The 19,944-nt window shown below is 68.7% G+C and carries 23 protein-coding genes; 11 read left to right on the plus strand and 12 right to left on the minus strand.

Annotated features, from left to right (window positions below; all coding sequences use genetic code 11):
• Positions 1-82: 82 nt before the first annotated feature.
• The 3 genes from KUV62_RS02055 to KUV62_RS02065 form a co-directional block, all read right to left on the minus strand.
• Complete coding sequence (locus KUV62_RS02055) at positions 83-1,369, minus strand: homoserine dehydrogenase (RefSeq protein WP_222602010.1); 1,287 nt, start codon at positions 1,367-1,369, stop codon at positions 83-85.
• Positions 1,370-1,506: 137 nt separating this feature from the next.
• Entirely contained in the window at positions 1,507-2,400 is an 894-nt protein-coding gene (locus tag KUV62_RS02060; protein ID WP_222602011.1) for a serine hydrolase domain-containing protein, read from the minus strand.
• A gap of 6 nt (positions 2,401-2,406) precedes the next feature.
• A complete protein-coding gene (locus KUV62_RS02065; RefSeq protein WP_222602012.1) occupies positions 2,407-2,697 on the minus strand; it encodes a hypothetical protein in 291 nt (96 codons plus the stop codon).
• Positions 2,698-2,795: 98 nt separating this feature from the next.
• On the opposite strand from KUV62_RS02065, the gene KUV62_RS02070 reads away from it, so the two are divergent.
• Complete coding sequence (locus KUV62_RS02070; protein ID WP_222602013.1) at positions 2,796-3,386, plus strand: TetR/AcrR family transcriptional regulator; 591 nt, start codon at positions 2,796-2,798, stop codon at positions 3,384-3,386.
• 132 nt (positions 3,387-3,518) lie between these two features.
• On the opposite strand, the gene KUV62_RS02075 is transcribed toward KUV62_RS02070, so the two are convergent.
• Positions 3,519-3,935: a c-type cytochrome gene (locus KUV62_RS02075; RefSeq protein ID WP_222602014.1), complete on the minus strand. Its 417-nt coding sequence runs from the start codon at positions 3,933-3,935 to the stop codon at positions 3,519-3,521.
• Positions 3,936-4,085: 150 nt separating this feature from the next.
• Here KUV62_RS02075 and KUV62_RS02080 point away from each other — a divergent pair, with 150 nt between their 5' ends.
• Positions 4,086-4,520, plus strand: coding sequence for a DMT family transporter (locus tag KUV62_RS02080; protein WP_222602015.1), 435 nt, complete (start codon positions 4,086-4,088; stop codon positions 4,518-4,520).
• Between the two features lie 14 nt (positions 4,521-4,534).
• On the opposite strand, the gene KUV62_RS02085 is transcribed toward KUV62_RS02080, so the two are convergent.
• Both KUV62_RS02085 and KUV62_RS02090 read right to left on the minus strand, forming a co-directional pair.
• The gene (locus tag KUV62_RS02085) at positions 4,535-5,218 is read right to left on the minus strand and encodes an ABC transporter ATP-binding protein (protein WP_222602016.1); all 684 of its coding nucleotides are present in this window, start codon (positions 5,216-5,218) and stop codon (positions 4,535-4,537) included.
• Positions 5,211-6,497: a lipoprotein-releasing ABC transporter permease subunit gene (locus tag KUV62_RS02090; protein ID WP_222602017.1), complete on the minus strand. Its 1,287-nt coding sequence runs from the start codon at positions 6,495-6,497 to the stop codon at positions 5,211-5,213. Before KUV62_RS02090 ends, KUV62_RS02085 begins: the two co-directional genes overlap by 8 nt.
• Positions 6,498-6,610: 113 nt before the next feature.
• Here KUV62_RS02090 and KUV62_RS02095 point away from each other — a divergent pair, with 113 nt between their 5' ends.
• From KUV62_RS02095 to KUV62_RS02110, 4 genes are all read left to right on the plus strand, one after another.
• Positions 6,611-7,243, plus strand: a complete 633-nt coding sequence (locus KUV62_RS02095; RefSeq protein ID WP_222602018.1) for an NAD(P)-dependent oxidoreductase — start codon at positions 6,611-6,613, stop codon at positions 7,241-7,243.
• A 38-nt stretch (positions 7,244-7,281) separates the two neighbouring features.
• Entirely contained in the window at positions 7,282-7,611 is a 330-nt protein-coding gene (locus tag KUV62_RS02100) for a DUF1992 domain-containing protein (protein WP_222602019.1), read from the plus strand.
• 49 nt (positions 7,612-7,660) lie between these two features.
• Positions 7,661-8,779, plus strand: coding sequence for a pyridoxal phosphate-dependent aminotransferase (locus KUV62_RS02105; RefSeq protein WP_222602020.1), 1,119 nt, complete (start codon positions 7,661-7,663; stop codon positions 8,777-8,779).
• A gap of 117 nt (positions 8,780-8,896) precedes the next feature.
• Positions 8,897-9,085 carry a hypothetical protein gene (locus tag KUV62_RS02110; RefSeq protein WP_007797338.1) on the plus strand — a complete coding sequence of 63 codons (189 nt, stop codon included), beginning with the start codon at positions 8,897-8,899 and terminating at the stop codon, positions 9,083-9,085.
• Positions 9,086-9,101: 16 nt separating this feature from the next.
• Here KUV62_RS02110 and KUV62_RS02115 read toward each other — a convergent pair whose 3' ends face one another.
• Positions 9,102-10,301, minus strand: coding sequence for a pyridoxal-phosphate-dependent aminotransferase family protein (locus KUV62_RS02115; protein ID WP_222602021.1), 1,200 nt, complete (start codon positions 10,299-10,301; stop codon positions 9,102-9,104).
• A gap of 142 nt (positions 10,302-10,443) precedes the next feature.
• Here KUV62_RS02115 and KUV62_RS02120 point away from each other — a divergent pair, with 142 nt between their 5' ends.
• The 4 genes from KUV62_RS02120 to KUV62_RS02135 all read left to right on the plus strand — a co-directional run bounded on the left by KUV62_RS02120 (position 10,444) and on the right by KUV62_RS02135 (position 14,492).
• Positions 10,444-11,139, plus strand: a complete 696-nt coding sequence (locus KUV62_RS02120; RefSeq protein ID WP_222602022.1) for a fused DSP-PTPase phosphatase/NAD kinase-like protein — start codon at positions 10,444-10,446, stop codon at positions 11,137-11,139.
• Positions 11,136-12,884 carry an ABC transporter ATP-binding protein gene (locus KUV62_RS02125; RefSeq protein WP_222602023.1) on the plus strand — a complete coding sequence of 583 codons (1,749 nt, stop codon included), beginning with the start codon at positions 11,136-11,138 and terminating at the stop codon, positions 12,882-12,884. The genes KUV62_RS02120 and KUV62_RS02125 overlap by 4 nt, the downstream gene beginning before the upstream one ends.
• 79 nt (positions 12,885-12,963) lie before the next feature.
• Entirely contained in the window at positions 12,964-13,698 is a 735-nt protein-coding gene (locus KUV62_RS02130; RefSeq protein ID WP_222602024.1) for a YgfZ/GcvT domain-containing protein, read from the plus strand.
• Positions 13,695-14,492, plus strand: a complete 798-nt coding sequence (locus KUV62_RS02135) for a fructosamine kinase family protein (protein ID WP_222602025.1) — start codon at positions 13,695-13,697, stop codon at positions 14,490-14,492. Before KUV62_RS02130 ends, KUV62_RS02135 begins: the two co-directional genes overlap by 4 nt.
• A gap of 4 nt (positions 14,493-14,496) precedes the next feature.
• Here the strand turns inward: KUV62_RS02135 and KUV62_RS02140 are convergent, their stop codons facing one another.
• Together KUV62_RS02140 and efp are read right to left on the minus strand one after the other, a co-directional pair.
• Positions 14,497-14,964 carry a GNAT family N-acetyltransferase gene (locus KUV62_RS02140; RefSeq protein WP_261395187.1) on the minus strand — a complete coding sequence of 156 codons (468 nt, stop codon included), beginning with the start codon at positions 14,962-14,964 and terminating at the stop codon, positions 14,497-14,499.
• A gap of 95 nt (positions 14,965-15,059) precedes the next feature.
• On the minus strand, positions 15,060-15,623 hold the full coding sequence (gene efp, locus KUV62_RS02145) for an elongation factor P (RefSeq protein WP_222602027.1): 564 nt from the start codon (positions 15,621-15,623) through the stop codon (positions 15,060-15,062).
• A 235-nt stretch (positions 15,624-15,858) separates the two neighbouring features.
• On the opposite strand from efp, the gene KUV62_RS02150 reads away from it, so the two are divergent.
• Positions 15,859-16,188 carry a DUF6280 family protein gene (locus KUV62_RS02150; RefSeq protein ID WP_007797315.1) on the plus strand — a complete coding sequence of 110 codons (330 nt, stop codon included), beginning with the start codon at positions 15,859-15,861 and terminating at the stop codon, positions 16,186-16,188.
• A 111-nt stretch (positions 16,189-16,299) separates the two neighbouring features.
• On the opposite strand, the gene KUV62_RS02155 is transcribed toward KUV62_RS02150, so the two are convergent.
• From KUV62_RS02155 to KUV62_RS02165, 3 genes are all read right to left on the minus strand, one after another.
• A complete protein-coding gene (locus tag KUV62_RS02155) occupies positions 16,300-17,655 on the minus strand; it encodes a hypothetical protein (RefSeq protein WP_222602379.1) in 1,356 nt (451 codons plus the stop codon).
• Between the two features lie 69 nt (positions 17,656-17,724).
• Positions 17,725-19,131 (minus strand): TolC family outer membrane protein, encoded by a 1,407-nt coding sequence (locus KUV62_RS02160; protein ID WP_222602028.1) that lies wholly within the window; start codon positions 19,129-19,131, stop codon positions 17,725-17,727.
• A 36-nt stretch (positions 19,132-19,167) separates the two neighbouring features.
• Positions 19,168-19,818: a protein-L-isoaspartate O-methyltransferase family protein gene (locus tag KUV62_RS02165; RefSeq protein WP_222602029.1), complete on the minus strand. Its 651-nt coding sequence runs from the start codon at positions 19,816-19,818 to the stop codon at positions 19,168-19,170.
• Positions 19,819-19,944 lie beyond the last annotated feature (126 nt).

The following is a 19,944-nucleotide window of genomic DNA, read 5'->3' on the forward strand; positions in this document are numbered from 1 at the left end:
CGTCCCCTCACCGCATCGGCCCGCTAAGGCGGGGCGATGCAAGACCTGCGCGCCCCGCCAGGGGCGCACCGCGAGATCCGCCTCAGACCTCTTCGATGCGCAGCGCCACCGGGTCGCCCTGCACCACGCCGGTGGCGGGGATCGCGTCCAGCGCCGCATCCAGCGCCGCGCGGGTGGTCTTGTGGGTCACGATCAGCACCGGCGCAGCGTTGTCGATATGATCGTACTGGCGCATCCGGTGGATCGAGACCCCGGCCTCGCCCAGCGCCGAGGCCACCTTGGCCAGCGCGCCCGGCTTGTCGGCGAGGTTCATGCGCAGGTAATACGGCGCCGGCGTCGCGGCCTTGGCGGGCGTCGCCTTCACCAGCTTGCTCGCCGGCGCGCCGAAGGTCGTCAGACGCGTGCCGCGCGCGATGTCGACCACGTCGCCCATCACCGCGCTCGCCGTCGGGCCCTCGCCCGCGCCGGCGCCGCGCATCACGATCTGGCCGACCTGGTCGCCCTCGATCACCACCATGTTGGTGCCGCCGTCGAGCTGGCCCAGCGGCGAAGACGCCGGCACCAGGCAGGGCGACATCGACTGTTCGAGCCCGCGCCCGGTCATCCGGCACACGCCCAACAGCTTGATCTTGTAGCCCATGTCCGAGGCCTGCCGGATGTCGTCGATGCTGACCCGACCGATGCCCTCCAGCTCCACCGCGTCGAAGGAGACCTGCGTGCCATAGGCGATGGCCGACAGCAGCGACAGCTTGTGGCCGGCGTCGATGCCGCCCACGTCGAGCTCCGGATCGGCCTCGAGGTAGCCCAGACCGTCGGCTTCGGCGAAGGCCTCGGCATAGCTCAGCCCGCCGCTTTCCATGCGCGTCAGGATGTAGTTGCAGGTGCCGTTCATCACGCCCATCACCCGGGTGATGTCGTTGGCGGCAAGCCCCTCGGTCAGCGCCTTGATGACCGGGATGCCGCCTGCGACCGCCGCCTCGAAGCGCAGCACGCAGCCATTGTCCTCGGCCAGCTGCGCCAGCGCCTGCCCGTGATGGGCCAAGAGTGCCTTGTTGGCGGTGACCACGTCCTTGCCGGCCTTCAGCGCCGCCTCGACCGCCGCCTTGGCGGGGCCATCCGAGCCGCCGACAAGCTCGACGAAGACATCGACATCGTCGCGCGTGGCGAGGGTCACCGGATCGTCTTCCCAGCCGTAATCGCCCAGCGGCACGCCGCGATCCTTCTCGCGGTTGCGGGCCGAGACCGCCGAGATGGCAATGCCGCGACCGGTGCGCGCTTCCAGCAGAACGGATTTCTGGCGGACAATCTTGACCACGCCGGCACCCACGGTGCCCAGGCCCGCGATTCCGAGACGGAGGGGGTCAGACATGGGAGCGCTCCTTCTTGCTGTTGACGCTGTCGCAGGTGTTCGGCCCGCATTATCGCCAAGCCCGCGCCGGTGCAACGGCGCGCTTACGGGATTCGGCCCGCGCTGCGGCGAAAGCGCTGCGCAACGGGGCTCGGAGCTCAACCGGAGACCGCCAGCCGCACCGCCTCGCGCTCGGCCACGCCCTCGTCATGACCCTTGGTAAAGGTGGCGAAGGTCACCGGGCGGGGCAGATCGGGGAAGTGGTAGACCGCGTTGACACAGAACGGCCCGGCGCCGGAATGCCCGATGGCGCGCCCCGCCGTCCCGACCGCCCCGCTCATCAGCCCCATCGCGTAGCCGTGCTCGGTCCAGGGACGCCCCGGCAGGCCCCCGCCCAGCCGCAGCGTCTCTCGCATCCGCACAAGGCTCTTGGGGCCCAGGAGCCGCCCCGCAAAGAGCCCCTGCATCATCGCAGCCGCGTCGCGCGCGGTGCCGATCAGGCAGCCGTGATAGACCCAGCCCGGATGATAGCGCCGTGCTGCGGGCCACGCGGTCCGGGCAAACTGCGCCCGCGTTTCCGCCAATTCCACACTCCCGAGCCCGAGCGGCCCCGCGATGTGCTCCCGCACCAGAACCCCGAGCCCCTGCCCGGCCACCGCCTCGATCCGCTCCCGCGCCAAGAGGTAGCCGACATTGGAATAGCGCCAACCCTGCCCTGGCGGGAAGGGCCGCCCCTGCGCCAGCGCCGCCTCAAGCAACACGTCGCGCGGCCAAGGTTCCTCATCCCCGCGCACCGCCGCGTGATAGGCCGGCAGGCTGCCGTAATCCGGCAAACCTGCGCGGTGGGTCAGAAGCTGATGCAGGGTAAAGGGCTCACCGGGCAGCGGCGCGTCGAGCTCCAGCGCCCCGCGCTCCGCCAATCGCAGCGCGCAGATCACGATGGCGGTCTTGGTGACGCTCCACCAGGGGAACAGCAGCGCAGGATTGCCGACCACGTCGCAGGTGCCATCCTCGTAGAGGCCACAGGCGTGGAGGGGCGGCGCACCGGTCATGGCCGCCTAGTCGTCCAGAGCGACGCCGCCATCCATCCGCGCCCTGTCGCCCTCCGAGACCACGGGCCCCTGCAGTCGCGCGGCGCGGGCCCTGAGCCCCTCGGCACGGTCCTCGATGCCCTCGCGCAGCTCCGGCGTGGCGCGCGTCAGCGGTGCGCGGGTCAGATCGTCGAGCGGCAACAGCGCCGGAAACGGCGCCCGCTCGACACCCGGCGTGCGCGCGGCGTCGAGGTCGGGAAAGCTGGCGCACCCCGTCAGGGCAAGCGGCAGCAAAAGCAGGAGAGGCGAGAGGCGCATGGCGGATCCGTCTGGTCTGTCACCCTCTTGCCGCACCAACGCGCGCGGGGCAAGCACGAGACCTTGTTCTGAACGCATGTTCAGTTAATCTGGGCAGCATGGCGCGCACACAAGGATCGCATTCCGACATCACAGGCCCCAAGGTCCGCGAGACCGCGCTGCGGCTGTTCGCCCAGCACGGCTATGCCGCCGTGTCGATGCGCCAGATCGCCCGCGAGGTCGGGGTGCAGGTGGGGGCGCTCTACAATTACACCCCCGACAAGCAGGCGCTGCTGTTCTCGCTGCTCAAGGGCCATATGGACGAGCTCTTGGCGACCTGGGAGGCAGAGCCCCGCCCCGACGGCCCGCGCGACCGGCTCGAGGCCTTCGTGCGCTTCCACATCCGCTTCAATCTCGACCGGCCCGAGGCGATCTTCATCTCCTACATGGAGCTGCGCAATCTCGCGCCGGAGAATTTCGCGGTGATCGAGGCGCAGCGCAAGGTCTACGAGGGCGCGCTGGAAGCCATCCTGCGCGACGGACAGGCGGCCGACGCCTTCTCGGTGCCCGACACAAGGCTGGCCTCCTACGCGCTCATCGCCATGCTGACCGGGGTCAACACCTGGTATCGCGCTGGCGGGCGGCTCTCCATCGAAGAGGTCGCCGATATCTACTGGGACATGGTGCGCAAGTCGGTCTCGGCGGGCTGAGGCCCGCAACCGGACCCGAGGCTCGACCGGCTCCGCCCCTCAACCAGCTTCCCCCCGAACATCAACCCACGCGACCCCGGCCTCTCCTCGAAGCCGGGCCCTTCGCGAAACCGTACCCGGACCCGGCGAGGTTCAGCGCGTCGCCTGGATCGATTCGAGATATTCCAGCAGCGCCACCATCTTGCGCGGCGTCGGCGTCAGCACCCCGTCGCCGGTGTCGAGCGGCACCAGATCGCCCTTGAGCAGTTCGCCGAATTCCGGCATCGCCGGCCCGTCGAGATCCGAGCGCGCGTAGCCGTCGATCATCGACAGCACCTTGGCGCGGGGGAATTCATCACCGTGACGCAGCGCGATCAGCGTGAGGTTCTTCGGCGCCACGGTCATGGCGCGGGCCATCTCGCCGTCGCCCTTGCCATCGGGGCCGTGGCAGACCGAGCAATACTCCATGTAGATCCCGCGCCCGTCGGCCGCCTGCGGCATCTCCTCGGGCGTACAGGCCGCGATTGCCAGCCCTGCCGCGAGCCATGTTCCGATCAGCACCCGTTTCATGCCCGATGCCCTCCCTGTTCTGCCTTTTCTTCTGTCTCGCCTGACACGCCCGGCAGATCAAGTCAAAGACTCTGCCCTTTTCCGGATGACAGCCCTGCCGCGCCGCCGCATGGTGCCGCAACACCGCTGTCCGCACCCGAAGGAGACCCCATGCCCATCCACGCGCTCACCATGCTCGCCGCCGGCATCGGCATCCCCGTCCTCGCGGCGCTGAACGCGCGGCTCGGGGGCTATATCGGCTCGCCCGCGGCGGCGGCCTTCATCCTGTTCATCGTGGCGCTGTCGGCGGCGACGGTGGTGATGTTCGTCACCGATCCGCGTCCGGTGGCCCGCGCCACGGGCGCGCCGAAGCACCTTTTCCTCGCCGGGCTCTTCGTGGCCTTCTACGTGCTGAGCATCACCTATGTCGCGCCGAGCTTCGGTGTCGGACGGGCGATCTTCTTCGTGCTGATCGGACAGCTCGTCAGCGCCGCCGTCGTCGACCATTTCGGCCTGTTCGGCGCCCGCGAAGTGCCGCTCTCGGCCTCTCGCGCCGGCGGCATCGTGCTGATGGGGCTCGGGGTCTGGCTGGCCCAGCGCGGCTAGGCCAGCGGCGGGGCTCAGCCCTCGACCAGCCGCCCCTCCTCGAGCCGCACCCGGCGATCCATGCGGGCGGCGAGCTCGAGGTTGTGCGTCGCGATCAGTGCCGAGAGCCCGGTCTCGCGCACCAGCCGCACCAGCGCGCCGAATACCGTGTCCGAGGTGGCGGGATCGAGGTTGCCGGTGGGCTCATCCGCCAGCAGCAGCTTCGGCCCGTTGGCCATCGCCCGGCAGAACGCCACCCGCTGCTGCTCGCCGCCCGACATGGCGGCGGGGCGGTGCGCGGCGCGCTCGCCGATTCCCACGCTCTCCAGAAGCTCCTGCGCCCGCGCCTCGGCCTCGGCCTTGGCGACACCGTTGGCGAGCTGCGGCAGGACGATGTTCTCGGCCGCAGTGAACTCGGGCAGCAGGTGGTGGAACTGGTAGACGAAGCCCACCTCCTGCCGGCGCAGGATGGTACGGCGGCGGTCCGAGGCGCCGGTCACCGTCTCGCCGGCGATCGAGACGTCGCCACGATCGGCGGTGTCGAGCAGGCCCGCGATGTGCAGCAGCGTCGACTTGCCGGCGCCGGAGGGCGCCACCAGCGCCACCACTTCGCCTCGCGCGACCGCGAGGTCGGCGCCGCGCAGCACCGCGATCTCGTTGGGATGTCCGGCATTGTAGCGCTTCTCGATACCCTGAAGGTGCAGGACCGGATCACTCATAGCGCAGGGCCTCCACCGGGTTCATGCGAGCCGCCCGGCGGGCGGGAAAGATCGTGACGACGAAGGACAGGCCGAGCGACAGCGCCATCGCGCTGAGCACGTCGCCCATCTGCAGCTTGGCGGGCAGCGCGTAGATGCCGCGCACCGCCGGGTCCCAGACCCCGCCGCCAGCGACGTAGTTCACGAAGGAGAAGATCGGGTCGATATAGATCGCGAAGAGGCAGCCCAGCACCACCCCCATCAGCGTGCCGATCACCCCGGTGAAGGCGCCGCAGATGAAGAACACCCGCAGCACCGCGCCCTCGGTGAGCCCCATGGTGCGCAGGATGCCGATGTCGCGGCCCTTGTTCTTGACCAGCATGATGAGGCCCGAGACGATGTTCATCGTGGCGATCAGCACCAGCACCGAGAGGATCACGAACATCACGTTGTCCTCGACCTCGAGCGCGCGCAGGAAGGCCCCCGACGCATCCTGCCACGTCCAGATCAGCGCGCCCTCGCCCGCTGCCTGAAGCACCGGCAGCGCTAGCCGCTCGACCCGCTCGGGATCGTCGATCATCACCTCGAGCTCGTCGGCCACGCCCTCACGGTTGAAATAGAGCTGCGCCTCCTCGAAGGGCATGTAGACCCGCGTGCGGTCGATGTCGTAGCGCCCGGCGGTGAAGATGTAGACCACGTCATAGAGCTTGACCCGCGGGCTGACGCCGAAGGCCGTCTTCACGCCATCGGGCGAGATCAGCTTGAGCTGGTCGCCGACGCTGAGGCCCAGCTCGCGCGCCACGCCCGAACCGATGGCGATGCCCTGCCCGAAGGCGTCGATATCGCCCTGCCCGGTCTCTGGATCGGCGATGCGCGGGATGCCCTTGAGATCGTCCTCGGCGATGCCGAACACCTCGACCCCGGCATTGCGGCCGTTCGACGTCCCCATGACCTGCCCCTTCACGAGGGGCGCCACGCGGATGACACCGGGGACCTCGGCCACGCGCTCGGCGCGCTCGGCGTAATTGTCAAAGGTGCGCACCGGGCGGTCATACTCGTCGAGCCGCTGGCTGGCATAGACCGTGACATGGGCGTTGGAGCCGAGGATGGTGTCAACGAACTCCGCCCGGAAGCCCGAGCGCACCGCCAGCGTGGCGATCAGGGCGAACACCGCCAGCGTGATGCCGACGAGGCTGATCCAGGTCATGACGCTGACCCCGCCCTCGGCGCGGCGGGCGCGCAGGTAGCGCCAGGCGATCATCCATTCGTACGGGGCGAAGGGGGCTGGGGTGGTTGCCATGTTCTCTTTCTGTGCGGAAGGGGGCCGGGGCTGCTCGGGCCGGAAAGTGGCCTTTTGCCGGAACGGGGTCAAGCGCACCTGCGTTGGCCCTCAAACAGGAGGGAGCACGGCGCATGAAACTTCTCGTGATCGGAGCCAGCCGCGGCATCGGCGCCGCGACGGTCGAAACCGCGCTGGCGAAGGGCCACATGGTCCGGGCGCTGGCCCGCAGCGCCGGCGAGATGGAGTTGCAGCCAGGGCTCGAGCCGGTGCCCGGAGACGCCACTGACCCCGCCTGCCTTGCCGAGGCGGTCGAGGGGGTCGACGCGGTCGCCATGACGCTTGGCCTGCCGCGTGACGGCTCGATCATCTGGACGCGAACCAAGCTGTTCTCCGAGGCCACCGCGGCGCTGCTTCCGGCGATGCAGAAGGCCGGTGTCCGCCGCCTGATCGCGGTGACCGGTATCGGCACCGGCGACTCGCGCTCGGCGCTGTCCTGGACCGAGCGGATGACCCACAAGGCGCTGCTGGGACGCGCCTATGCCGACAAGGACATTCAGGAAGAGATGATCCGCGCCTCAGGGCTCGACTGGACGCTGGTGCGCCCGACGATCCTGACCAATGGCGGCGTCGGGCATTACAAGGTGCTGGTCGAGCCGGAAGAATGGCGCATGGGGCTCGTCAGCCGCCGCGCGGTGGCCGATTTCCTCGTTCGCGCCGCCGGAGACGATACGATGATCGGCAAGGCGCCGGTGCTGGTGCGCTAGCTCTGGCCGAAGCGCCCCGAGACGCGCAGACTGCGGTCATGGCAAGCTGGCACCGACTCACCGAAGCGCAAATCCGCAAGGCGGAAGCCGAGGGCACCCTCTCGGGCCTTGCCGGAGAGGGCAAGCGCCTTCCCGATCGCCCGGGCGATGCGCTGATCGATGCCGGTGACGCGGCAGGCTACCGTATCATGGCCGAGGCCGGTGCGCTGCCCGAGGAAATCCGCCTCAAGGCGCAGCTCGACGCCGCCCGTGCCGACTGGCAGGCCGCGACCACCGAGGCCGACAAGCGCCGCCACATGGGCCGCATCGCAGATCTGCAGATGCGCTACGAGATCGCTCGCGACGCGCGCCGCAAGTTCCTGCGCTAGGGCGCGCATCCGCTTGACCGCGAACCACGGCAGGCCGTAAATCGCCGCCATGACCCACGGACCCAGATTTCCCGACCTCATCGCCCGCCTTCCCGCCACCGTGCCCTTCGTTGGCCCGGAGGAGCAGGAGCGCGCCAGCGGCCACGTCTTCCGCGCCCGCCTCGGTGCCAACGAAAGCGTGTTCGGCCCCTCGCCCAAGGCCATCGCCGCGCTGCAAGCAGCGGATGGGGATATCTGGAAATATGCCGATCCGAGCCATTTCGAGCTGAAGGAAGAGCTGTCCAAGCGCCTCGGCTGCGGCCATGGCAACATCGTCTTCGGCGAAGGCATCGACGGCTGCCTCGGCTATCTCGTCCGGCTGCTGGTCGCGCCCGGCGACGCGGTGGTGACCTCCGAGGGCGCCTACCCAACCTTCAACTACCACGTGAACGCCTATGGCGGCGTGCTGCACACTGTGCCCTATCGCGACGACGCCGAGGACATCGCGGCGCTGATGGCCAAGGCGGCCGAGGTCGATGCCAAGATCGTCTACCTCGCCAACCCCGACAACCCGATGGGCAGCTGGATCGATGGCGCCACCATCGAGGCTGCGCTCGGCGCTCTGCCCGAGGGCACGGTGCTGGCGCTCGACGAGGCCTATATCGAGTTTGCCCCCGAGGGCACCGCGCCGAAGATCGACCCGGAGGATCCCCGGGTGATCCGCTTCCGCACCTTCTCAAAGGCTTATGGCATGGCGGGGGCGCGGGTGGGCTTTGCCTTCGGTGCCGAGCCGCTGATCAAGGCCTTCGACAAGATCCGCAACCACTTCGCGATGAACCGCGCGGCGCAGGCCGGCGCGCTGGCGGCGCTGCTCGATGACGCGTGGCTGGACGAGGTCCGCGATCTCGTGGGCACCGCCCGCGATCGCATCACCGCCATCGCCGTGGCCAACGGGCTGAGCGCCCTGCCCTCCGCCACCAATTTCGTGGCGGTCGATTGCGGCGGCGACGGCGCCTTCGCCCGCGCAGTGCTCGAGGGGCTGGCGCAACGCGGCGTGTTTGTCCGAATGCCCTTCGTGGCACCGCAGAATCGTTGCATCAGGATCAGTGCCGGCACCGAGGCCGATCTCGACATCCTCGCCGAAGAGCTGCCCAAGGCGTTGGCAGAGGCGCGCGAAACCGTGTGCTGAGCCGGCTCCGCCCCGCCCGATCACGGAACCATTACCTTGCGTAAAGGGTTCGATCCCAAAGTCGCGGTGTCACCTGTGCTATGCTGGTGGCCCGCGCCGACATCTGAGGATCTGCCCATGGACAACCGCACCCGCCAGCCGGCACCGGATTACACCTCATCCGCGCTGTTCTTCCTGTTCATCAACATGCTGTGGATCTTCGGCGTGATCTGGGTGAGCTGGGGCCTTGGCGCGGTGGCGCTGGCAGGAGTCGCGGTCAACCACCTCATCACCCTGCTCGACCGGCGGCTGAACGGCGCGGCCTGAGCCGCACCGCCCGCGATCAGACGGCGTTGCCGATCACCTCGGCCGCGGCCACGACACCACCACGCCCGTGCGGAATGCCGACCGCATGCAGCCCCGCCTCGATCACACCCAGCGCACCAAGCACCATGTGAGCGTTGACGTGCCCCATGTGGCCAATGCGGAAGAAGCCGGTGCCCATCGGGTCGTCCGGCTCTGACATGCCCAGCCCGATGCCCAGCGTCAGGCCCGCCGTGGTGTCGGTCCACTTGCGCAGCTCGGCGCCGTAGGGGGCGCCGACGCGCAGCGCGGTGACGGCGTGGCTGCGCACCGTCGGATCCTCGACATTCATCGACAGCGGCCCATCCGATCCCCAGACATCCGCCGCGGCCCAGATCGCGCGGGCCAGCGTGGCGTGGCGCTTCCAGATCGCCTCCATGCCCTCGGCGCGGATGATGTCGAGCGCGGCGCGCAGGCCGTAGAGGTGATGCGCCGGCGCGGTGCCGCCGAAATACTGGTAGAAGAACTCGGGGTTGGCACGCGGCGTCCAGTCCCAGTAGCGGCTTACACGCTTCATCTCGACCCTGCGCGCGGCGGCGCGGTCGTTGAAGAACACGAAGCTCAGCCCCGGCGGCACCATCAGGCCCTTTTGCGAGCCCGCCACCATCACGTCTGCGCCCCACGCGTCCATCTGGAATTCGTCACAGGCCAGCGAGGCGATGCAGTCGATTATCAGCAGCGCCGGGTGGCCGAGATCGTCGAGCGCGCGGCGCACCGCCGCCACGTCGTTGCGCACCGAGCTCGCGGTGTCGACATGAGTGACCAGCACAGCTTTCAGCTCGTGGGCCTTGTCAGCCGCGAGCGCCTCGGCGACCCGGGCTACGTCGAGCGGGGTCTTGCGGCCGAAATCGATGATCTGCGGCTCTGCCCCGAGCCCCACCGCCATGTCAGCCCAGCCGTGACCGAAGCGCCCGGTGGCCGGCACCAGCACCTTCTCGCCCTCGGCCACGACGTTCGACAGCGCCGCCTCCCATGCGCCGTGGCCGTTGGAGATGTAGATCGCCACATTGCCCTCGGTCTGCGCCACGTAGCACAGGTCGGGGATCATCGCGGCCACCATGTCGACAAGCTCACCCTCGTAGATATTGGGCGATGCGCGATGCATCGCGCGCAGCACCGCGTCGGGCATGACCGACGGACCGGGAATGGCCAGGTACGGGCGACCGTGGGCAAGGGACATGGGTTTTCTCCGTAAAAGCACCCCTTGAAATTCCGGGGTCGGCGCCAACCTAAACGCGGGCGCGGCGGCGTCAATCCGCCCCGCCGCTTGCCACGCGCGGCCAAGGCCACTAAACCGCCGCAAGACCATCGGGACGCCATACATGCTCACCCAACTCTGGGAAAAGATCGAAACCGCCGAGCGCCGCTTCCGCCGCTCCTTCGGCAAGGACATCTCGACCCCGGGCTCCCGGGCGCTGTCGACGTTGCACTACAACCTCTTCGACCATGCCTGGCTGCGCAGCTTCTGGACCAATTTCTGGCAGATCGCCCCCGGCGTGTGGCGCTCGAACCACCCGACCCACAGGCGGTTCGAGAAATACGCCAAGATGGGCATCAAAAGCGTCATCACGCTGCGCGGCGAAGAGAAGTACTCGCACTATCTTTTCGAGAAGGAGAGCTGCGAGAATCTCGGCCTGACGCTGCTGCACGCCAAGCTCTGGGCCCGCATGGCGCCCAAGCGCGAGCGCATCCTCACCCTCATCGAGACCATGCGCAGCGCCGAAAAGCCGATGATGTTTCACTGCAAGTCCGGCGCCGACCGCGCGGGCTTTGCCTCGGCGGTGTATCTCATGGTGTTCGAGGGCGTGCCGGTGGAAGAGGCGCGCAAGCAGCTCGGGCTGAAATACGTCCATCTCGAGTTCACCCGCACCGGCATCCAGGGCTACATCCTCGACGTCTACGCCGCCCGCAACCGGCGCGCGCCGATCGCTTTCGAAGAGTGGATCGCGACGGAGTATGACAGCAAGCCGGTTCAGGCCGGGTTCGACGCCAAGCGCCCGCCGGAAGAGCTGGCGTGACCGGGCGGACGGAGAATTCCGGCAAGCTGTTCAGCTGGCTGTGGTGGAACTACCTCTGGAAACACCGCTGGCTGCTGGTCGTCGCGCTGATCTTCATGAGCATCGAAGGCGCCATGTTCGGCCTGCTCAGCTACATGATGAAGCCGATGTTCGACAACGTCTTCGTCGGCGGCAACAGCAGCGCGATCTGGTGGGTCGGGCTGGTGATCTTCGGCAGCTTCCTGCTGCGCGCCATCGCCAGCATCGTGCAGAAGGTGGTGATGTCGCGGGTCTCGCAGCTCACCGTCGGAGCGATCCGCAACGATCTCGTGACCCATCTCATGAGCCTCGACGGCAGCTTTCACCAGGCCTACGGCCCGGGCTACCTGATGCAGCGCATCGAGGGCGATGTCGGCAGCATCTCGAAGGTCTGGCGCATTATCATCACCGGCGCCGGCCGCGATGTGGTCGCGCTGATCTCGCTCTTTGGCGTGGCGCTGGGGATCGACTGGCGCTGGACGCTGGTGGCGCTGATTGGCGCTCCAATCATGGTGCTGCCCTCGGTCTTCGCGCAGCGCTACGTGCGCGGCAACGCTCGCAAGGCGCGCGACATCTCGGCCAAGCTCTCGACACGCCTCAACGAGATCTTCCACGGCATCGTGCCGGTCAAGCTCAACCGGCTCGAAGAATACCAGGCCAACCGCTACCGCAAGCTCACCGACAAGCGCATTCGCACCGAGGTGCGCGCCACTCTGGGCGAGGCCTCGATCCCCGGCCTGATCGACATCATGTCGGGCATCGGCTTCATGGGCGTGCTGTTCTACGGCGGCAGCGAGATCCTCTCGGGCGAAAAGACCGTGGGCGATTTCATGGCCTTCTTCACCGCCATCGCGCTGGCCTTCGAACCGCTGCGCCGGCTCGGCGCGGTCAGCGGCACCTGGCAGATCGCCGCCGCCTCCATCGAGCGCCTGAAGGAGTTGATGGACATGGTCCCGGCGCTGCGCGACCCGGACCAGCCCAAGCCCGCGCCGGAGGGTGTTCCGGGCATCGTGCTCGATGACGTGCACCTCTCTTATGGCGACGCGCCGGTGCTGCGCGGCACCAGCTTCACCGCCGAGGCCGGCAAGACCACCGCGCTGGTCGGCGCCTCGGGCGCCGGCAAGTCGACCATTTTCAACGTGCTGACCCGACTCGTCGATCCCGCGCAGGGCCGCGTCGAGATCGGCGGCACCGCGGTCTCCGAGATGAAGCTCACCGAGCTGCGCGGCCTGTTCTCGGTGGTCAGCCAGGAAGCGCTGCTTTTCGACGAGTCGCTGCGCGAGAACATCCTGCTCGGCCGCAAGGATGTCTCCGAGGCGCGCCTGCAGGAGGTGCTCGAGGCGGCCCACGTGGCCGATTTCCTGCCCCGTCTCGAGGGTGGGCTCGACGCCCAGGTTGGGCCGCGCGGCTCGTCGCTCTCGGGTGGCCAGCGCCAGCGCGTGGCGATCGCCCGCGCCATCCTGCGCGACACCCCCATCCTGCTCCTGGACGAGGCCACCTCGGCGCTCGACGTGCAGTCCGAGGCGGTTGTGCAGGCGGCGCTCGACGATCTCGCCAAGGGGCGCACGACGCTGGTCATCGCGCACCGGCTCTCGACCGTGCGCCACGCCGACAAGATCGTGGTGATGGATCAGGGCCGCGTGGTCGAGGAAGGCACCCATGACGAGCTTCTCGCCCGCGGCGGCGCCTTCGCGCGGCTGCACGCGATGCAGTTCTCGGAAACCTGAGCCACACCCCCTCGCACCCGCCGCCAAGGCACCCTAGATTGCCGGGCAGACGACGCGACGGACAGATCGGGAGAGCGCGATGACGAGCGAACGCAAGGTGCTGCGGGTGAGCGGCCCGGAGGCGGGGCATTTCCTGCAAGGGCTGGTGACCAATGATGTCGCCCGGCTGAAGGACGGGCTGGTCTATGCCGCGCTGCTGACGCCGCAGGGCAAGTACCGCGCCGATTTCTTCCTCGTGCCCAAGGGTGACGACATCCTGATCGATGTCGATGCGGCGCTGGCGCCGGACCTGATGCGCATGCTGAGCATGTACAAGCTGCGATCCAAGGTCGCGATCAGCGAGACCGACATCGCCGTGACGCGCGGCACCGGCGCCGAACCGGAGGGCGCCTTCGTCGATCCGCGCGATCCGCGCATGGGCTGGCGCGGCTATGATGGCCAGGCAGGGCAAGACGCCGACTGGGATGCCCTGCGCGTCGCCGCCTGCGTGCCCGAGAGCGGCGTCGAGCTGACGCCGGACACCTTCATCCTGGAAGCCGGGTTCGAGCGCCTGAACGGCGTCGATTTCCGCAAGGGCTGCTATGTCGGTCAGGAGGTCACCGCGCGGATGAAACACAAGACCGAGCTGCGCAAGGGGCTGGCGCAGGTCGACGTCAGCGGCAGCGCCCCCGTGGGCAGTGAGATCCTCGCCGGCGAGAAAGCCGCCGGGACGCTCTACACCCAGGCCGAGGGGCATGGCATCGCCTATCTGCGCTTCGACCGGGCCAAGGGCGAGATGACGGCTGACGGCGCAACGGTGCGCTACGCCCCATGAGCCTCGCGGCGCTCGAACCGGTCTTCGGCGCCACAGTTGCCTCGGCGCAGCCGCTGCAGGGCGGCGATCTCTCGGAAGTGCTGAAGGTCACGCTTGGCGATGGCCGGGTGATGGCGGTGAAGCGTGGCGCGCGGGTCGATACCGAGGCGCGGATGCTGGCCGCCATGGCCACCGCCGGCGCGCCGGTGCCCGGGGTGCTGCACCAGGCCGGAGAGCTGCTCTGTCTCGAATGGCTTGAGGACGTCCGCCCCTCGCCTGCGGGCTGGGAGGCGCTCGGCGCCGGGCTGGTGGCTTTGCACGAGCATTGCGGCGCAGGCTATGGCTGGCCCGAGGAATATGCCTTCGGTCCGCTCCCGATCGAGAACGGCCCGGCGCAGAGCTGGCCCGCCTTCTGGGCCGAGCGCCGGCTGCTGCCCTTCCTGCCCCACCTGCCCGCCGATCTCGCCCGCCGTGTCGAGGCGCTCGCCACCGCGCTGCCCGAGCGCCTGCCCGAGGCCCCGCCCCCTGCCCTGCTCCACGGCGATCTCTGGACCGGCAACGCGGTTTTCGGCGAGGCCACGGCGTGGATGATCGACCCGGCCTGCTACCACGGCGACGGCGAGGTCGACCTCGCCATGCTCGAGCTCTTCGGCACCCCGCCCGAGCTGTTCTGGAGCGGCTATGGCGGCACCGCGCCGGGCCGCGCCGAGCGGCGTCCGATCTACCAGCTCTTCCCCGCCCTCGTGCATCTGCGGCTCTTCGGCGCGGGCTATCGCGGGCTGGTGGCGCGCTGCCTCGACGCCGCCGGCGTCTGAGCCCTCACCCCAGCCGCTTCTCATAGACCTCCACCGCCCGCTCTGCGCCGGCGCGCTGCATCAGCCCGCGCGACGGCGCGTTGAAGCTGTGCACGCTGGCGATCCAGCCGTCGCAGCCGCGCGCCGCGATTTCGGCCTCGAACCCGACCACCAGCCGCCGCGCGATGCCGCGCCGCCGCCACGACGGCGCCACCGCGATGTGATCGAGCACGGCAAGCTTTCGCGGGCGCTCCACGGCGCTCACGGCCACCTCTCGCGGCCGCCAGAGCAGGTAGCCTCGCGCCACCCCCTCGGCACGGTAGACCAGCGCCTCCGCGCCGGTATCGAGCTCGTGGGCCAGCATCCCAGCCAAGGCCGGCTCGTCGGCCTCGGCGTGGAACCGATGCGGCACCCGCTGGACATGCAGGGCGTTGAGCCCGCTCAGCAGGCTGGCCACCTGCGGCAGGTCCGTCTGAAGAAGATGGTCGATCATGAAAAAGGCCTCCTGGGCTTTGCGCCGGAGGCCTTTGGTCATCTCGTCATGTCTGCCCCCGGATCGCACGGGGACAAGAGTGGTCGGCGCGCGGGTTATGCGCGTTCCGAATACTCCATGGTTTCGGTGTTCACGACGATGTCCTCGTCCTGCCCGACGAAGGGCGGGACCGAGATGCGCACGCCGTTGTCGAGCACCGCGGGCTTGAAGCTGTTGGCGGCCGTCTGGCCCTTCACCACCGGCTCGGTCTCGGCGATCTTGCAGACCACCTTCTGCGGCAGCGTGGCGTTCAGCGCCTCGGCATCGTAGAATTCGACCACGATGGTCATGCCGTCCTGCAGGAACGGGCGACGCTCGCCGAGGATGTCGGCGGGCAGCTGCACTTGGTCGTAGGTCTCGGTGTCCATGAAGATGAGCATGCCGTCATCCTCGTAGAGGAACTGCATATCCTTCTGCTCGAGACGCACACGCTCGACCTTGTCGGCGGAGCGGAAGCGCTCGTTGAGCTTGGAGCCGTTGCGCAGGTTCTTCAGCTCGACCTGAGCGAAAGCACCGCCTTTGCCGGGCTTCACATGGTCCACCTTCACGGCAGCCCACAGGCCATCGTTGTGTTCCAGCACGTTGCCGGGGCGGATTTCGTTACCGTTAATCTTGGGCATGGGTAGGCTGGACCTTGACCAAAGGTTGATGATTGTCTGGCCGGTCCTATATCTGCCCAGTCCCGACCATGCAAGACGACGCGCGCGGCCGGGAGCGGAATGTCGAGTGCGTAAGAAATAAGCAATGATGTGAGCGCATGTCAGCCATGCGTTTGTGGTGTATCCGAATCGAACGGAATGGTTCATAACGCCACGCACGCCGGAAAAGACAAGAGCAATAATCAAAGGTCGAAATATGAAAGATTTCGTGGATAGCACAGCCTTCAATGCCGAACAGGGCAACCGCGCACGCAAGCTTTTTGCGGCCGTGGTTCTGGCTGCGCTCGACGACGCGATCGCCGACGACAAGAAATACGGCAATGGCCCGGAGCAGATCGCCCGCTGGGCGCGGTCGCGCGACGGCCGTGAAGTTCTGAGCTGTGCCGGCATCGACCCGAACGAACGTGTTGTTCAGGGCCTGATGGAATTTGTCGGCAAGGGCATTCGCACCTCGGTCGCGCTGTCGCGCGAGGAGAGCGAGCGCCGCAACGCCGCAGCAGCGGCGGATCGCGCCGAAGCAGCCTAATATCTGCCGATCCCTCGGCACGTTGAACGAAAGGCGCTCCCTGAAAAGGGAGCGCCTTTCGGTTTTTTCGGAGATGCGAATTGCGGCGCGGGTCGGGGCGCGGACGCCCCGTCAGTCGAAATGCTCGCTGGTCACCATGCGGTGGATCTCGCGCCGGACCATCTTGCGCACGTTGCGCGTGATGCGCTCGCCAAGCGCGCCCTGAAGCTCCTGCCGGATCAGGTCGGAAACCAGCTCGCGCAGCATGTCCTCGTCGAACAGCTCGACCGGCGCCGGCAGCGCATCGCTGCTCTCGGCGGCGGCGACATCGGGCAGCCCGGGCATATCCGGGATCTCGGAGCGCGGAGCCCCCTTCCAGACCGGACCTTCGAGCACGAGCGCCTCGGGCTTGCCCCCCGGCGCGACCTCCTCGAACACGGCGGCCTGGGCCCATTCGGGCTGCTCCGGCGCGATATCCTGCGGCTCTTCGGCCACGTGATCCTGCCATTCCAGCGGGCGCTGCGGACGGTGGACGAAGGCGGCACGCGGCGGTTCCTCGCTCGACGCGGGCTCTTCCGGCAGCCCTGCAGAGGGCTCCAGTGTGATCTCTGCGGCGGGCTCCGGGGCCACTGCCTCGTCAGCCACCGGCGAATCGAGCCCCTTGTGGCGCGCGATCATCGCCTCGAGCGCCGCGATCTTGCCTGCCAGGCCACCATCGGGCTCGACCTCGGGCGACGCCTCGGGCTCCGGCAGCACCATCTCCGGAAGCTCCGGCTCGGGCAGCGGGACATCTGCGGTCGGGATGCCGTCGTCGAACGCCTCGTGCGCTTGCCCGCGCGGCGCGGCTTGCTGCTCCGGGGCCGCGATCTCGGCGATGCGGCTCAGCAGCGCATCCGTCTCCGGTTCGGCGGGCTCAGGCTCCGTGGCGGCGGTTTGCGCCGGCTCGGAGGCGGGCTCGGAAGTGGGCTCAGTGGCGGGCGACGCCAAGGCGCGGGCCAGCTCCTCCTCAACCAGCTTGCCGAGCAAGGTGGACGCATCGAAGGAGGGCGCATCGCCGGTGTCGTCGTAGATCTCTTCGAATTCGTCATCCGAGGCGGCCAGCCCGAGGGTCAGCCGGCGCGCGGCGGCGGCAGGGCCGGTCTTGCCGGCATCGGAAGCGTCGGATGCCGGTGTCAGGCTTTCCCGCCGCTCGAGCGCGGGGCGGCCTTCGCGGTGCGGGCGGAACGGAAAGGCGGCGCTGTCGCTCGACGCGCTTGCCTGCGGCTGCGACGCGGGCACCTCCGCCGCCGGCCTCGACGCTGGTCGGCTGCGCGGCTCCGCCGGCTTGGGAAGATCGTCAGGGACCCGCTGCGCCGGCGTCAGGAGAAGCCGCTCGGGCTTTCCGCGCGCGGCCTCGGGCGCCGCCTTGGGACGCGCGTCATCGGCGACAAGGCGCCGGATGGAGGACAGCACATCCTCGATTTCCACATTCGTGACGGGGTCGGACATTCAACTTCCACTCTTGCCTCGCGAAAACTCTACCGCGCTCCGCGATTCCAGACAACCGATGCGGAGAGCCTAGTTTTTTCCGAGGGCACGGAGGACACGGTCGAGCTCTTCGCCCTGTCTGGACGAGGCTGGAGCGGTCTTGACGAGGTCGTAATAGGCGGCCGGATCGTAGCGCGGCACGTCGAGGGCGAGCCGCTCGGCGGTCAGTTCCCCGATCGAGGCGAGCACCGCGTAGGCCGCGAGGGTCTGGTCGACCTCGGCCGAGATCTGCGCCGCCAACGCGTCGAGCAGCTCCTGCTCGGCATCGAGCACGTCGAGCGTCGTCCGGGCGCCCAGCGTGGCCTCTTCGCGAATCCCCTCGAAGGCGACACGGGCGGCGCGGACCTGCTCCTGCGTCGAAACGATCGAGGCCTGCGCGATGCGCAGCTGCGCATAGGCGCTACCCACCGATTGCTCGATCTGCTGACCGGCGGTGTAGAGCTGCGCCCGCGCGGAATCGCGGTTGGCCATCGCCTGCCGCACCCCGGAGGACAGCCCGCCGCCCTGATAGATCGGCCCGCTGAGCCCGAGCGTGACCGAACCGCCCTGCGAGGCATCCCGCGAGTCGAAGGTGCCGCTCATGCCCCATCGCCCCTCGAGGTTCACCGTCGGCTTCATCTGCGCCTTGGCGATGGCGATGGCGATGTCGCTGCCGGCCACAACGTGACGCAGCTGCACGATGTCGGGATGCTGGCGCAGCGCTTGCGCCTTGGCGGTGGCCACGTCCGCGGGGATGCGGGGCAGCCCCTGCGGCGGCACCGGGTTGTCGGGGAAGCTGCCGACCACCGCGTTGTAGATCTCCCGATTGACCGCGAGCTGGCCCTCGGCGGCCGCCAGAAGGCCGCGCGCCGCCGCCAGCCGGGCCTCGGCGGTGGCCACGTCGGTCCGGGTGACCTCGCCGACCTCAAAGCGATCCTCGGCCGCGCGCAGTTCCTCGCCGATGACGCGGACGTTGTTGCGGCGCAGCTGCACCGTCTCGAGCGACCGGCGCACCTCCATGAAGGCGGAGACGCCGTTGTAGAGCACCTGCTGCTCGACGCCGACAAGGCCCGCACGCGTCGCGAGCACCGCCTCGCGCGCAGCATCAAGCCCCAGCACCCGCGCGCCGCCGGCATAGAGCACGAGGGTGGCCACCAGGTTGGCGCTTGCGGTGGTGCTGGCGAAGTCGACCCAAACGCCCGCCGTCGAGGCGGCGTTCTGCGCGCCGAAGCTGCGGGTGACGCTTCCGGTCCAGCCGATCACCGGGCGCAGCGCCGCGACCGCCTGCGCGACATCCTCGTCGGCGGCGCGCAGCACCGCCCGGTTCTGATCCAAGAGGCCGCTGGTGATGTAGGCGCGGGAGAGCGCGCTCGCGAGGGTTTCGGCGCTTGCGGGAACCGCACCCGCCAGAGCGAGGCAGAGCCCGGTCAAGACCCCTCGTACCGATCTGCGCACCATCCGCCTCCTCCCTGTCGACGCGTTAGACGCCGCGCTTCAGAGGGCGAAGGCGTCCTGCTTCTCGAATCCCGGCAGCACCGGCGCGCTCGCGTTGAAGGCGAAGCGCCAGGTGATCGCGCCGTCGATCTTCCAGCCGACCCGCACGGTGCCGAGCGCCCCTTCCATGAACAGGCAGACGATGCGCCCGCCATCCTTGAGCTGATCGGTGATCGCTTCGGGAAGCTGCGCCACCCCGCCCTCGATGACGATGGCGTCATAGGGGCCGTGCTCGGCGGCGCCGGCGGCAAGAGCGCCCTCGTGCAGCACCACGTTGTCGGCGTGCTCGATCAGCAGGCGCTGCGCGTCGGAGGTGAAGCTCTCGTCCTCCTCGACGGCCACCACGGCCTCGGCAATGCGCGCGATCACCGCCGAAGAATAGCCAAGCCCGGCGCCGATATCGAGCACGAGGTCGTCATTGTCGATGTTCACCGCGTCGAGCATCTTGGCCAGCGTGCGCGGCTCGAGCACCACGCGGTTCTGGTCGAGCCGGACGTTGCGGCCGGCATAGGCCGCCTCCTTCTCGGAATCCGGCACGAAGACCTCGCGCGGGATCCGCAGCATGGCATCGATGATCGGGAACTTGGTAACGTCCGAGGGCCGGACCTGCGTATCCACCATCATGCGGCGGCGCGTGGCGAAATCGGTCATCCGCTAAACTCTTCCGTTCAGTAGGGTCCCTTAAGGTTCTGCCACACTATCCGGGGTGTCGCAATGTCGGAAGATGTCACATTTGTCGCAACGGAAACGGGCGCCCGCATGGGGCGCCCGCCTGGT

Origin of the sequence: Salipiger bermudensis (genome assembly GCF_019801965.1) — a bacterium.
Lineage (GTDB): Bacteria > Pseudomonadota > Alphaproteobacteria > Rhodobacterales > Rhodobacteraceae > Salipiger > Salipiger bermudensis_A.

What these genes read in the sequence shown, in the direction of transcription:
- KUV62_RS02065 (WP_222602012.1), bottom strand. Translation starts at nt 2,697, where the DNA reads ATGCGCCTCTCGCCTCTCCTGCTTTTGCTGCCGCTTGCCCTGACGGGG.
- KUV62_RS02095 (WP_222602018.1), top strand. Translation starts at nt 6,611, where the DNA reads ATGAAACTTCTCGTGATCGGAGCCAGCCGCGGCATCGGCGCCGCGACG.
- KUV62_RS02155 (WP_222602379.1), bottom strand. Translation starts at nt 17,655, where the DNA reads ATGTCCGACCCCGTCACGAATGTGGAAATCGAGGATGTGCTGTCCTCC.
- KUV62_RS02055 (WP_222602010.1), bottom strand. Translation starts at nt 1,369, where the DNA reads ATGTCTGACCCCCTCCGTCTCGGAATCGCGGGCCTGGGCACCGTGGGT.
- KUV62_RS02165 (WP_222602029.1), bottom strand. Translation starts at nt 19,818, where the DNA reads ATGACCGATTTCGCCACGCGCCGCCGCATGATGGTGGATACGCAGGTC.
- KUV62_RS02140 (WP_261395187.1), bottom strand. Translation starts at nt 14,964, where the DNA reads ATGATCGACCATCTTCTTCAGACGGACCTGCCGCAGGTGGCCAGCCTG.
- KUV62_RS02160 (WP_222602028.1), bottom strand. Translation starts at nt 19,131, where the DNA reads ATGGTGCGCAGATCGGTACGAGGGGTCTTGACCGGGCTCTGCCTCGCT.
- KUV62_RS02105 (WP_222602020.1), top strand. Translation starts at nt 7,661, where the DNA reads ATGACCCACGGACCCAGATTTCCCGACCTCATCGCCCGCCTTCCCGCC.
- KUV62_RS02070 (WP_222602013.1), top strand. Translation starts at nt 2,796, where the DNA reads ATGGCGCGCACACAAGGATCGCATTCCGACATCACAGGCCCCAAGGTC.
- KUV62_RS02080 (WP_222602015.1), top strand. Translation starts at nt 4,086, where the DNA reads ATGCCCATCCACGCGCTCACCATGCTCGCCGCCGGCATCGGCATCCCC.
- KUV62_RS02110 (WP_007797338.1), top strand. Translation starts at nt 8,897, where the DNA reads ATGGACAACCGCACCCGCCAGCCGGCACCGGATTACACCTCATCCGCG.
- KUV62_RS02120 (WP_222602022.1), top strand. Translation starts at nt 10,444, where the DNA reads ATGCTCACCCAACTCTGGGAAAAGATCGAAACCGCCGAGCGCCGCTTC.
- KUV62_RS02130 (WP_222602024.1), top strand. Translation starts at nt 12,964, where the DNA reads ATGACGAGCGAACGCAAGGTGCTGCGGGTGAGCGGCCCGGAGGCGGGG.
- KUV62_RS02135 (WP_222602025.1), top strand. Translation starts at nt 13,695, where the DNA reads ATGAGCCTCGCGGCGCTCGAACCGGTCTTCGGCGCCACAGTTGCCTCG.
- KUV62_RS02090 (WP_222602017.1), bottom strand. Translation starts at nt 6,497, where the DNA reads ATGGCAACCACCCCAGCCCCCTTCGCCCCGTACGAATGGATGATCGCC.
- KUV62_RS02100 (WP_222602019.1), top strand. Translation starts at nt 7,282, where the DNA reads ATGGCAAGCTGGCACCGACTCACCGAAGCGCAAATCCGCAAGGCGGAA.
- KUV62_RS02075 (WP_222602014.1), bottom strand. Translation starts at nt 3,935, where the DNA reads ATGAAACGGGTGCTGATCGGAACATGGCTCGCGGCAGGGCTGGCAATC.
- KUV62_RS02115 (WP_222602021.1), bottom strand. Translation starts at nt 10,301, where the DNA reads ATGTCCCTTGCCCACGGTCGCCCGTACCTGGCCATTCCCGGTCCGTCG.
- KUV62_RS02085 (WP_222602016.1), bottom strand. Translation starts at nt 5,218, where the DNA reads ATGAGTGATCCGGTCCTGCACCTTCAGGGTATCGAGAAGCGCTACAAT.
- KUV62_RS02060 (WP_222602011.1), bottom strand. Translation starts at nt 2,400, where the DNA reads ATGACCGGTGCGCCGCCCCTCCACGCCTGTGGCCTCTACGAGGATGGC.
- efp (WP_222602027.1), bottom strand. Translation starts at nt 15,623, where the DNA reads ATGCCCAAGATTAACGGTAACGAAATCCGCCCCGGCAACGTGCTGGAA.
- KUV62_RS02150 (WP_007797315.1), top strand. Translation starts at nt 15,859, where the DNA reads ATGAAAGATTTCGTGGATAGCACAGCCTTCAATGCCGAACAGGGCAAC.